This is a genomic window from Bradyrhizobium sp. 186, from assembly GCF_023101685.1.
Classification (GTDB): Bacteria; Pseudomonadota; Alphaproteobacteria; order Rhizobiales; family Xanthobacteraceae; genus Bradyrhizobium.
The window spans coordinates 4,298,858-4,310,354 of record NZ_CP082164.1; the positions used below are offsets into that span (position 1 = coordinate 4,298,858).

Annotated in this window: 8 protein-coding genes and 2 pseudogenes; 6 read left to right on the forward strand and 4 right to left on the reverse strand. The window is 60.8% G+C overall.

The window, feature by feature from the left end; genetic code table 11:
- Positions 1–543 precede the first annotated feature (543 nt).
- Positions 544–1,385, forward strand: a pseudogene (locus IVB18_RS20460) (IS5 family transposase).
- A gap of 271 nt (positions 1,386–1,656) precedes the next feature.
- Here the strand turns inward: IVB18_RS20460 and ugpC are convergent.
- The 4 genes from ugpC to IVB18_RS20480 form a co-directional block, all read right to left on the reverse strand.
- Positions 1,657–2,748 carry a sn-glycerol-3-phosphate ABC transporter ATP-binding protein UgpC gene (ugpC, locus tag IVB18_RS20465; RefSeq protein ID WP_247990791.1) on the reverse strand — a complete coding sequence of 364 codons (1,092 nt, stop codon included), beginning with the start codon at positions 2,746–2,748 and terminating at the stop codon, positions 1,657–1,659.
- 76 nt (positions 2,749–2,824) lie between these two features.
- The gene (locus IVB18_RS20470; RefSeq protein ID WP_247990792.1) at positions 2,825–3,676 is read right to left on the reverse strand and encodes a carbohydrate ABC transporter permease; all 852 of its coding nucleotides are present in this window, start codon (positions 3,674–3,676) and stop codon (positions 2,825–2,827) included.
- 3 nt (positions 3,677–3,679) lie between these two features.
- Entirely contained in the window at positions 3,680–4,615 is a 936-nt protein-coding gene (locus IVB18_RS20475; RefSeq protein WP_247990793.1) for a sugar ABC transporter permease, read from the reverse strand.
- A 67-nt stretch (positions 4,616–4,682) separates the two neighbouring features.
- On the reverse strand, positions 4,683–5,999 hold the full coding sequence (locus IVB18_RS20480; RefSeq protein ID WP_247990794.1) for an extracellular solute-binding protein: 1,317 nt from the start codon (positions 5,997–5,999) through the stop codon (positions 4,683–4,685).
- Between the two features lie 144 nt (positions 6,000–6,143).
- On the opposite strand from IVB18_RS20480, the gene IVB18_RS20485 reads away from it, so the two are divergent.
- From IVB18_RS20485 to IVB18_RS20505, 5 genes and pseudogenes are all read left to right on the forward strand, one after another.
- Positions 6,144–6,293 carry a hypothetical protein gene (locus IVB18_RS20485; RefSeq protein WP_247990795.1) on the forward strand — a complete coding sequence of 50 codons (150 nt, stop codon included), beginning with the start codon at positions 6,144–6,146 and terminating at the stop codon, positions 6,291–6,293.
- A gap of 309 nt (positions 6,294–6,602) precedes the next feature.
- Positions 6,603–7,017, forward strand: a pseudogene (locus IVB18_RS20490) (ABC transporter substrate-binding protein); the annotation flags it as partial.
- A gap of 156 nt (positions 7,018–7,173) precedes the next feature.
- Entirely contained in the window at positions 7,174–8,517 is a 1,344-nt protein-coding gene (locus tag IVB18_RS20495; protein WP_247986834.1) for an IS1182 family transposase, read from the forward strand.
- 740 nt (positions 8,518–9,257) lie between these two features.
- Positions 9,258–10,913: an amidase gene (locus IVB18_RS20500; protein ID WP_247990796.1), complete on the forward strand. Its 1,656-nt coding sequence runs from the start codon at positions 9,258–9,260 to the stop codon at positions 10,911–10,913.
- Positions 10,914–11,062: 149 nt separating this feature from the next.
- A complete protein-coding gene (locus tag IVB18_RS20505) occupies positions 11,063–11,419 on the forward strand; it encodes an MTH938/NDUFAF3 family protein (protein WP_247990797.1) in 357 nt (118 codons plus the stop codon).
- The last annotated feature ends 78 nt before the right edge of the window (positions 11,420–11,497 follow it).

Here is an 11,497-nt window from a genome sequence, read left to right on the forward strand (position 1 = left end):
TGGAACGAGAGTTTAGTTCGTTCAAATAGTTAGAGGGCGGCGTGTGCGCGATGTGTACGCCGAGAGATCAAACAAAATCTAGCGACATCCAACGTGAGCAGCGCTGAACTGAACGCGCTTCAGTGTCAGCGTTGGCGCCTGTTTGGAGAAGCGCGTGATCTTCGTTCGCGCGAGCCGTTGGCTCCATTCGGGTGACGAAGCACCGCCCCAATGGGCGGCTACCAATGTTCGCATTGTGGTCGGTTATCGAATGACTGCTCCTGGGGCGCAAAGCGGACATTCGCCTAAACTACGATGTCGGCTAAGTGCCGATAGTGTTGAAATCTTTGGGCTGACGAGCAAAATTTTCTACGACCGCTGATGCGTTTCGCATTGGGGCGACGTGAGGGACCTCATCGTTTTAAACAAAAACGACCACGGACCTTCGTATCGACCCTACAGGGCTTTGCAGCGTAGGAAAGTCTAAGTGTCTGTCCGGGAACATCTTGAATCATCGGAATCATTTGTGATTCAAGGGTGGCGGTCCGATTCGAAGGGGCGCCCATGTGGACGAAGGAGAACCGCGGTCGTTACGACCGAAGCCGGCTACGCTATCCAAGCGATTTGACTGATGAGGAATGGGCGTTGGTGGAGCCGCTGATTGCGCCAGCCAAGCGAGGCGGCAACAAGCGCACGGTCGATGTGCGCGAGGTGATCAATGGCCTGATGTATGTGCTGAGCACCGGTTGCCAATGGCGAGCGATCCCGAAGGACCTGCCGCCACGCAGCACGGTGCACGACTATTTTGACTTGTGGGCTTGGAACGGCACGCTCGATCGCATCCATCACGCGCTCTATGTACAATGTCGAGAATTGGCTAACCGAGAACCCAGCCCGAGCGCCGCCATCATCGACAGTCAAAGCGTCAAGAGCGCGGAAAAAGGGGGGCGTGGATCGACCCGCATGGCTACGATGCGGGCAAGAAGATCAAGGGCAAGAAGCGCCACATCCTAGTCGATACTCAAGGCTTGCTGCTCCACGCCCTCGTGCATTCGGCGGACATCCAGGATCGTGACGGTGGGGTGCTGGTGATGGCCACGCTGTTTGGCCTGCATCCATTCCTGCTGAAGCTCTATGCTGACGGCGGCTATCAGGGGCCGATCTTTCAGTCCGCCGTTCGCAAAATCCTCCGGCAAATCGACGTCGAGATCGTCAAGCGCTCCGATACAGCAAAGAGTTTTGCGATCTTGCCCAAGCGATGGATCGTCGAACGCACCATCGCCTGGCTCAACCGCTGCCGCCGTTTGGCCAAGGATTGGGAGTGCCTCAACCGAAAGGCATTGGCGTTCTTGCGCCTCGCCTCAATCCGCCTCATGCTGCGAAAGCTCTGCCAAAAAACAGCATGATCCCGGACAGACTCTAAGAATCGACTTTCGCGGGATTGTCTCGCTCGTTCGATTTTCGACGTTTTCAACAGTATCGGCCAACAACGGACTCCTGTACCGCGGCAAATGGCGTCATCAATCATCTCGTCAGCACACACCAAGAAGGACTCGGGAATGGTTAGGCCACGTGCCTTCGCGCTCGCCGGGCGTAATGGAAGCTGGTGAAAGGGAAGTCACCGGTTTCGAGCCAATTCCCTTCACCGGAGGGAAATTGGCCTACTGCGCGCAGACGCTAGATTGCCGCCTCAGTCTTCACGTCGAAGACGTGAAGCCTGGAAGGGCGCATGGCAAGGCGCAGCTTGTCGCGCACCTTCACCCGCGCGGTTGGTTCGACGCTTGCCACCATGACACTCTCGCCGACCTTCATATCGAGCAGGATTTCCGAGCCGAGTTGCTCGACCACCTCGATCACAGCATCGAAGCACGGGTGGTCGAGATCGGCAGGGCCCGCCACGGTGAGGTCCTCCGGGCGCACGCCGAGCGTGACCTCGTGGCCGACATGGCCGCGCAGGCGCTGCGCGGTCTCGTCCGGCAGCTTGATGCGTAAGCCGGAGTTCTCGGCGATCAGCGACCCGTTCGCCTCGGTCACTGTAACGGCGGCGAAATTCATGGCTGGGGAGCCGATGAAGCCGGCGACGAACTTGTTGGCTGGCTGATTGTACAGCTCGAGCGGCTCCCCCACCTGCTGCACCACGCCGTCCTTCATGACGACAACCCGGTCACCCAGCGTCATCGCCTCGACCTGATCGTGGGTAACGTAGATCGCGGTGGTGCCGAGACGCAGATGCAGCTTCTTGAGCTCAACGCGCATCTGCACCCGCAGCTTGGCATCGAGGTTCGACAGCGGCTCGTCGAACAGGAACACGCGGGGGTGGCGCACGATGGCACGGCCTAACGCCACGCGCTGGCGCTGGCCGCCGGAGAGCTGGCGAGGCTTGCGCTTTAGCAATTCGCCGATGCCGAGGATGTCAGCCGCCTCCCGCACGCGCTTATCGATCTCGGGCTTTTCGAATTTGCGCATCTTCAGGCCGAACGCCATGTTGTCGTACACGCTCATGTGCGGGTAGAGCGCGTAGTTCTGGAACACCATGGCGATGTCGCGGTCCATGGGCGCCAGTTCATTGATCACGTTGCCGTCGATTGAGATATCGCCGGAGCTGATCGCTTCAAGCCCGGCGATCATCCTGAGCGTCGTCGTCTTGCCGCAGCCGGATGGTCCGACGAACACTATGAACTCCTTGTCGCGGATCTGCAGATTGACGTCTTTGACAGCGTGCACGCTGTCAAAGAACTTGTTGATCCCCTTGAGGACGACCTGGCCCATTCGCTTCCACCTGCCTCCCAACGGCCTATGCGCAGTCTGCATGCGCGCTTTCGAATCCCCTTGATCCGTGGTGCTGTCAGCCCTTCACCGATCCGGTCAATCCTGCGACGTAGTGCTCGACGAAAAACGAATAGGCGATAGCAACCGGTATCGATCCAAGCAGGGCCCCAGCCATCAGCGGTCCCCAGTAGAATACATCGCCGCGGATCAGCTCCGATGTGACGCCGACCGGCACAGTCTTCTGCTCAGGCGAGGACAGGAAGACAAGCGCATAGATGAACTCGTTCCACGACAGCGTGAAAGCGAAGATGCCGGCCGAGAGGATGCCCGGGATCGCCACCGGGATGACGATGTAGAGCATAGCCTGCCAGCGCGAGGCGCCGTCAATGCGCGCGCATTCCTCGAGCTCCTTGGGTACCGCCTTGAAGTAGCCCATCATGATCCAGGTGCAGAACGGAATAAGAAAGGTCGGATAGGTCAGAATCAGCGACCAAGGCGTGTCACCCAGCCGATAGTTGCGTATGATCTCTGCCAGCGGAATGAACAGCAGCGTCTGAGGCACCAGATAGGTAATGAAGATGGCGGTGCCCAGGCTGCCGGCAAATGGAAAGTTCAGCCGCGCCAGAGCATAGCCGGCGAACACGCCGCACACGAGCGAGATAGCGGTTGACGCGAGCGCGATGAACGTCGTGTTCCACAGCCACGATGCGAACAGCGTCTCCTCGAACAGGTACCTGACGTGGTCCCAGGTCGGTTTCCAGGTCCAGAACGGATTGTAGTTGATCGAATTCCAGGGCCGGTAAAGCTCGCCGTCCGGCCGCACCGAAGTGATCACCATCCAGTAGAACGGGAACAGCAGGAAAAGCAGGAACAGCGCCATGGGGACGTAGAAGAACACCCACTTTCGCCACCTTGCGCCTTCGATCATGGCTCAGCGGACCTCCACGCGGCGGATGTAGAGAAGTTGGATGATGACGACCAGAAACAGGACCGGAAACATTGCGAGCGAGATGGCGGCGCCCTCGCTCAAGAGGCCGGTGCCGATGCCGATCTGATAGGCGTAGGTGGCGAACAGGTGCGTTGCGTTGGCTGGTCCGCCGCCCGTCATTACATAGACGATCTGGAAGTCGGCGAACGTCTGAATCACTGAGAAAAGCACCACGACCATGGTCACGGGCAGCAGCAGCGGCCAGGTGATGTGCCAGAACCGCTGCCACGGCTTGGCGCCGTCGATGGCGGCGGCCTCGTTGAGTTCGGGACTGATGGTCTGCAAGCCGGCGAGCAGGCTGATGGCGAAGAACGGCACCCCGCGCCAGATGTTGACGATGATAATCGAGATCATGGCGAGATCTGGATCGCCCAGCCAATTGATCCGACCGGTGATCAAGCCGAAATGGTAGAGGAGCCAATTGAGAACGCTGAACGTCGGGTCGAACATCCACTTCCAGGCGAAAGTCGAGAGCACGGTCGGGATAATGAAAGGCAGCAGGATGAAAGCACGGGTAAAAGCCTTGCCGTGGAAATTACGGTTGAGCAGCATGGCGAGCCACAGTCCGAGCGCCAGCTTGAAGACGGTGGTCACGCCCGTATAGAGGAAGGTGTTGTAAACGGAGGTGCGAAAGATCCCGTCATTGAAGATCTTGTAGAAGTTAGCGAGGCCGACGAAGTCGCCGGGCATACCGACGCGCGAGCTGGTGACCGACAGCAATATCCCTCGAATGAAGGGATAGGCAATGAACATGCCGAGCAGCACGATGGTCGGCACCAGCAGCACGAACGCCAGCCAGCGCTCGTCCTCGAGCAACCGTTGTCGCCGCGGAGGGGGCGCCTCGCGGAGCGTGGTGGCGGAAACCGCGCTTATCGTCATGTTCGATCCTCGTCGGCCGGAAGATTCCCTTGCTCCCCACGAAAAATGGGGAGGGGACGGCTTAACCTCAGACGTAGACCTTCTTGAGCTCAGCCTCTGCCCACTTCACGGCATCCTCGGCGGGCATGCCTTGGACGGCCTTTGCGTACATATCAATGATGACGTACTTGGTTACGACCTCGGCTGCCTTGCGCGTAGAGGGCCCTTGGTAGCCAGCGAAGCGCCCTGTGCGCGCCGCTTGCTTGTAGGGCAGCATGATCGGGTCGTCGCCCCACAGCTTGTGCTTTTCCCAATCCGTGGTCGGGCCGACCGAGAAGCCCTTCTGGGAGACGAACCACTTGTTGTAGACGTCCTTGGAGTGAATCCAGCTAAGGAATTTCTTCGCCGCATCCTGGTTCTTCGAATAACCCATCAGGAGGTTCGAGAACGGGACGTGATAGCTGAACTGCCCCCCGGGGCCCCTGGGCAGCGCGGCGTGCAGGATGTCGTCCTTCAGTTGCCCGCCTGCCTCCGTCTTGTAGGTATCCGGCTTGCGCAGGGCCTCGATGTAGATCGAGGCGCCATTGAGCGTGGCGCTGCACGTCCCGGACAGAAAAGCGCGGTTGTTGTTGGAATCGTCCCAGGCGAGCCCGCCTTCATCGTGGGCGTCCTTCCAGAAGGCCACCATGAACTTCACCGACTCGACCGTTGCGGGGCTGTTCAGCACAACCGTCTTGCCGTCTGCTTCGACCTCTTTGCCGCCCCAGGACCACAGGTAGGGGTAAGTGAAGGCGGGCGCATCGCCGAAGGTGTGACCCAGCGTTTGGCCGATGGGCCGTCCCTTTGCCTTCAGCTTCTTGCCGGCCTCGCGATACTCTTCCCACGTCTGAGGAAATTTTCCATCCGTGTAGCCGATCTCAGCAAACCAGGACTTTCGGTATGCGATCTGCAGGCCGACGATGCACCACGGCACTGCGATCCATTTCTTGCCGTCATTGGCGACAGCGCGGGATGTTTCGTAGAAGCCGCCCTGGCCCTTGCCGATTTCCTCAGCGATGTCGCTGACGTCTATGACGCTCTCGCCGTAAAGTTGCCCCCAATTGTTGAGGACGCAGACGACGTCGGGGCCTGACCCCGACTGGATCGCCGAGGTGACGCGCGCCTGGATATCGTTGGCGTTGATTGTCTCGATATTGAGCTTTATGCCGAGCGCCTTCTCACCCTCCTTGGCGATTTCGTTGCGCAGAAGCTGATCTGACGCCGGAACGAAGTCGGTCCAGCGCAGCCAGTGCACCGTGGTGGCTTGCGCATAGGCAGGTGCCCTGCCGGCCGCCAGGATGCCGGCCATGCCGCCCACAAGCGCGGTACCGCTCTTGAGGACGTTACGTCGGGTTACTGTCGTCATGCATTCCTCCCTCGATGTGTCTGAGCTGATGCCCTTCGGCCAGTCTTACGCCGGCTTGGAGTCCCTTTCAGTCTATCGCGCCTCCGTGGTTCAACGCATGCGCACGTTGTCGCCTGCGCAATACGTTGGCTTGATGATCATTTGTTGGTGTTCCACTTGCAGCGCCGTGGTGGCGAGTTCGCCGCGAAACAGGGTGAATTCTTCGCAGAGCAGCGGCGCGATTACATCGTTCCCAATCGTAACGGCGATACGACCGGCGGCCTGGATCGTGTCGGCGCTGTAGCCAGCGCATGAACCCTACCGTCATAACGGTCCCTCCCGCGCAGCGACGGTATTGCCGTGGCCAAGCGGGTTTTTCCCGTCTTATATGGAGTTCGGTACCGGAAGCTGGCGCAACGTCATTGTCGCCCCTCGCAGCAGGAAATCAAGTCTTAGCTTCGAGGCGCTGGCCATGGTCTCACTTCGTGAACTGGCCGGCCACCAAAAGTATCGAACCTGTTACGTAAGACGCTTCATCTGAGGCGACTACAGAATCGCCCATAGCTTTCTTTGTGGGTTCGCGACCAATTGACGAGTCTCCTTTTGGGTAATCGCGCCCGGTCGCCGGCGGGTCCGAAGGGCCGCTTCGCACCCTTCATTCCTTTCTTCTGGGGGATCTGTCCTTCACCAAGAGCAAGCCGGCGGCAAAGAGCCTGCCGGCGCGTCTGTCGCAGCGGAAGGCAATCGAAAAGATGGTGGCGCGAGCGGAGGCCACGACCTTCCGGCCTTCGACAACCTGACGACGCCCAAGACCTGGGCCGACGAAGGACCGCCGAAGGGCACGTTCTACCGCTACCCGAATCCCTACAACCACCGGATCCTATCGATCGCCGCGCGGCCGGCCCCGCCCTGGATCGCAGTGCAGATCTATTCCCAGGGCCTCATGACCCAGATGACAGTCTGCCACATGCAGGGCGAGCCGCTGGAGAAGACGCTCGCCTGGGCTGAGGGCGAGGTTGGAGGCTACTTGCGCACGTGAAGTCGCAACACTAGAGGCTTAAGACCAGCGGCACCCTATTGCGGTTGTACTACCTGGGCCGAAAAATGACGGGGCGACAGGCGCGCATCCCTAGGAGCCTGTCCGAGTAATCGGATTTTTCTCGACGAAGCACAAGCGTCGTGATTCAAACGGCGGATGAGCAAGACATTTCGTCCTTGGGACGTTGATCAGGTTTGGCTGCTGCCGCCGTCGGTCCAGGATTTGGTGCCTCCCGGGCACGTGGCCCACTTTGTTCGCGACACGGTTCGCACGGGTTTGGACCTGTCGGCGATCATGGATGCCTACGACGAGGAGCGCGGCTTTCCGCCCTATCATCCTGGCATGATGGTGGCGCTGCTGCTTTATGCTTACAGCCAGGGGATCTACTCGTCGCGCAGGATCGCTCGGGGCTGCGAGGAGCGGCTGGATTTTGCGGCAGTAACGGGGATGCAGCGTCCGGACTTCCGCACGATCAGCGAGTTCCGCAAGCGCCATCTGGCCGCGCTATCGGGCCTGTTCCGGCAGGTCTTGAAGCTGTGCCGCGAGGCCGGCCTTGTGAAGCTTGGCCATGTGGCGCTCGATGGCACCAAGATCAAGGCCAATGCCGGGATCAACAAGGCGATGAGCTATGGCCGGATGAAAGAGGCCGAACCGAGGCTTGCTGCCGAAGTCCAACGCTGGTTCGCCGAAGCCGCTCAGACCGACAAGGCCGAGGACCGCCAGTTCGGAGCCTTGAAGCGCGGCGACGAGATGCCGGACTGGATGGCCAATAAAGAGAAGCGGCTCGAGAAGATCCGGGCCGCCAAGGCCGCGCTGGAAGCCGAAGCCAAGGCTGCTGCCGAAACCAAAGCCGCCTCGAAGCCGGACGACGACGGCTCCGGCGACGGCGGCAGGGGCCGGCCGGGACGCAAGTCCAAGCCTGTCACGGCAGAGCCGAGCGACAAGGCGCAACGCAACTTCACCGATCCCGACAGCCGCGTGATGCCGACCAAAAACGGCTTCATCCAGGGCTACAACGCACAGGCCGCCGTCGATGGCGCCCATCAGATCATCGTGGCGCACACGCTGACCAACTCGCCGAGCGATCAGGCGCAGCTCGCACCCTTGCTCGATGCCATCAAAGCCAATCTCGGGACGAACCCGGATGAAGCATCGGCCGATGCGGGCTATTGCTCGCAAGCCAATCTTCGCACGCTCGTTCGACGCCGGATCGAGGGCTACGTCGCCACTGGACGGCAAAAGCACGGCACCAAGGCGGCCACGGCAAAAAGGAAGCTCAAATCCGGCACGCTGATCGCCAGAATGAGCACAAAGCTCAAGCGCGCAGGCTATCGAAGCCGGTATCGATTGCGAAAACAGATCGTCGAGCCCGTCTTCGGCCAGATCAAGCAGGCAAGAGGCTTCCGCCAGTTCCTCCTGCGCGGCATCGACAAGGTCAAAGCCGAATGGGCCATGATCTGCACCGCCCACAACCTCACAAAACTCGCAGCAGTACGCTAAGGAGAAACTTGTCTCCAAAAAAACGCTCAGAACTCGATTCGCTTGATCCCAAGTCCATTACCGGGACAGGCTCCTAGATTGGGTCACGTCGTTGCCCAATGAGCAGACGTTTGTCGGCCTCGCTGGCACATCCCTTCGGTGCAGATAGTGCTTCAATCGAATCGGGCGGTTATCGATGGCCACAGTCGAGGGTCCTGCCGACGCATGCCATGTCTCAAATGGGTCAGGAGGCGATCTCATAGGAGGGTTCGCTTCTGGCGGCGCAAAGCGGACATTCGCCAAGCGGCTGACGTCGGTTAAGTGCCCAGGAAGAGACATGGCGCGCGCGGCTTGACTGTGAGTGGGTCGCGACGGCGGAAGTGCTCCGCGACGTGGCTGGCGGGCGCGGACCGTGAAAGATGCAAGCTCTTGAAGATCGCTGGTGGTTGCGCGATAATCTGCTGCTGGACGGCGCGTCGCTCCGCAGTCCGCGCGAGGATGCGGAGGCATCCAGTACAGGCCTTAATTGCCGTCGCGATCCGCTCGGCCAAGCCTCACGTCCCGACCTCATGCGGCTGCTGCGCCTCAGCTCTGTCCGGATGCAAGGACTCACTGTGATGTTGCAGTTTGGCACGCCGGCCGCAGCGTCGGCTGCCTCCGCTTGGTGACCGTCGCGGCCACCGACCACCAGACGGTCCCCGACGCTTTAGGGCGAGCGGTGGATTTGAGAGGTCAACCCATTGGTCGAGGGAGGATGTGCTATGAGAGCCTCGCCAGACTATTCGCGTCGTCGCTTCCTTCATGCCGGCGCGGCCGGCGCAGCAGCAACCGTTGTCGCCGCGGCGACAACGCCCGTTCGTGCGGCCGCCGAGGCGGGTACGCAACCGCTACCCTCGACGGCGACGGCGCCGCGGATTCTGCGCAAGCCACCGCTGCCTGAATTGGAGCGCATCGCCAAATCCTACAACTTGGCTCTCAGCCGCGACGATCTGATGTCGTTCCGCAACCTCATGGACGGCGTGCTCGCGTCGTACCGTCGCCTGGACCAGTTCGCGGAGCCGACATTGGTGGTGAAGTACCCGCGGGACGCGGGGTTCCGCCCAGGGGCCTCGGACAATCGACTCAACGCTTGGTACTGGAGATGCTCAATCAAAGGCGCAACTTCGGGGCCTCTCGCGGGCAAGAAAATCGCCATCAAAGACAATGTGTGCGTTGCCGGTATCCCGATGATGAACGGTTCCAACGTGCTGGAGGGCTACGTCCCTGACGTGGACGCAACCATTGTGACCCGCATCCTCGATGCCGGTGGAGAGATCATCGGCAAGGCCGTGTGCGAGCATCTTTGCTTCTCGGGCGGTAGCCATACCTCCGACACAGGGCCCGTACTCAATCCGCACGATCCGAAGCGATCTGCCGGCGGTTCCTCCAGCGGCAGCGCGGCGCTCGTCGTCGCCGGCGAGTGCGACATGGCCATCGGAGGCGACCAGGGAGGGTCGATCCGAATTCCCAGCTCTTTCTGCGGAGCGGTTGGTCACAAGCCCACCCACGGGCTTGTGCCATACACCGGTGTCTTCCCCATTGAATTAACACTTGATCATACCGGGCCCATTGCTCGTACCGCCGGCGATGCCGCCCGGCTTCTCGAGGTGCTCGCCGGAGCTGACGGCCTCGACCCGCGCCAACCGGCGGGACTGCGTACGGAAGCGTATACCAAGCAGCTCACCGGAGACGCCCGCGGCCTGCGGATCGGGATCGTCAAGGAAGGGTTTGGCTGGCCCAATTCCGAGCCCGATGTCGACGCCATGGTACGCGAGGCGGCACAGCGCTTGACGCGAGCGGGGGGAGTCGTGAGCGAGGTATCGATCCCCCTCCACCGCGACGGCATCCATATCTGGAACGCTATCGCCGTCGAGGGCGCCACGGCGCTGATGGTCGCGGGCAACAGCATGGGAACCAACTGGAAAGGGCACTACACGACTTCGCTGCTGGACTTCTACGGCCGGAGCCGGCGGGTGCGCGCCAACGACCTTTCGGAGACCGTCAAGCTCGTTGTCCTGCTCGGCCAGTACATGCAGGACAATTACCAGGGCCGCTACTACGCGAAGGCCCAAAACCTCGCGCGCGTGCTACGCGCCGCCTACGACGAGCAACTCAAAGGCGTCGATCTCCTGCTCATGCCGACGTTACCTTTGAAGGCCACGCTACTCCCACCGCCGGACGCGAGCCGCGAGGACTACGTTGCGCGGGCACTCGAGATGATTTCCAACACTTGCCCGTTCGACGTCACTGGCCATCCTGCCGCCACGGTTCCGGCAGGCATGTCGGCAGGGCTCCCTGTTGGCATGATGCTGGTTGGACGCCACTGGGAGGACGGCACGGTGTTGCGTGCGGCTGACGCGTTCCAGATCGTCGGGTAGACACCAGCAGCGAATTGCCGGCTACGGCACCGCCGAGGTCCAAGGTTCGGAAACAGGAGGCCCGCGAGCGACGCGGGCTGCCCAGACCTCGATGCCAGGCTCGTCTGCCGAATCTGGGCCTCATGCCAGGATCATGAGGAGGTCAGGCCATGGAGATCGAACGCACTACATTCGGCACCATCACGATTGACGGGAAGACCTATGAACACGACGTAATCATTCGTCTGTCCGGCGAAGTGGCAAGGCGGAAGAAGAAGCTGTCGAAGAAGTACTACGGCACCTCGCATGTCCTCTCGAAGGACGAAGCGAAGTTCGTCTTTGAAGACGGATGCGAGCAGCTAATTCTTGGCTCGGGCCAGATGGGCAATGTGCACCTATCGCCGGAGGCTGAGGCGTACTTTGCGAAAAAGGGTTGCACGGTCCTGTTGCAGCCGACCCCTGAGGCGATCCATACGTTCAACGACTCGCGCGCGAAGAAGATCGGCCTTTTTCACGTTACCTGCTGAATCGGGCCTGCCGAGACCCGAGTCCAAGATTGGTCGAATTCCGCTGACTAGATGCGGCGCGCCTGCGGTCAGCAGCGG

Coding starts and splice junctions, on each gene's coding strand:
- IVB18_RS20505 (WP_247990797.1), top strand. CDS start 11,063: ATGGAGATCGAACGCACTACATTCGGCACCATCACGATTGACGGGAAG.
- IVB18_RS20480 (WP_247990794.1), bottom strand. CDS start 5,999: ATGACGACAGTAACCCGACGTAACGTCCTCAAGAGCGGTACCGCGCTT.
- ugpC (WP_247990791.1), bottom strand. CDS start 2,748: ATGGGCCAGGTCGTCCTCAAGGGGATCAACAAGTTCTTTGACAGCGTG.
- IVB18_RS20470 (WP_247990792.1), bottom strand. CDS start 3,676: ATGATCGAAGGCGCAAGGTGGCGAAAGTGGGTGTTCTTCTACGTCCCC.
- IVB18_RS20475 (WP_247990793.1), bottom strand. CDS start 4,615: ATGACGATAAGCGCGGTTTCCGCCACCACGCTCCGCGAGGCGCCCCCT.
- IVB18_RS20495 (WP_247986834.1), top strand. CDS start 7,174: ATGAGCAAGACATTTCGTCCTTGGGACGTTGATCAGGTTTGGCTGCTG.
- IVB18_RS20500 (WP_247990796.1), top strand. CDS start 9,258: ATGAGAGCCTCGCCAGACTATTCGCGTCGTCGCTTCCTTCATGCCGGC.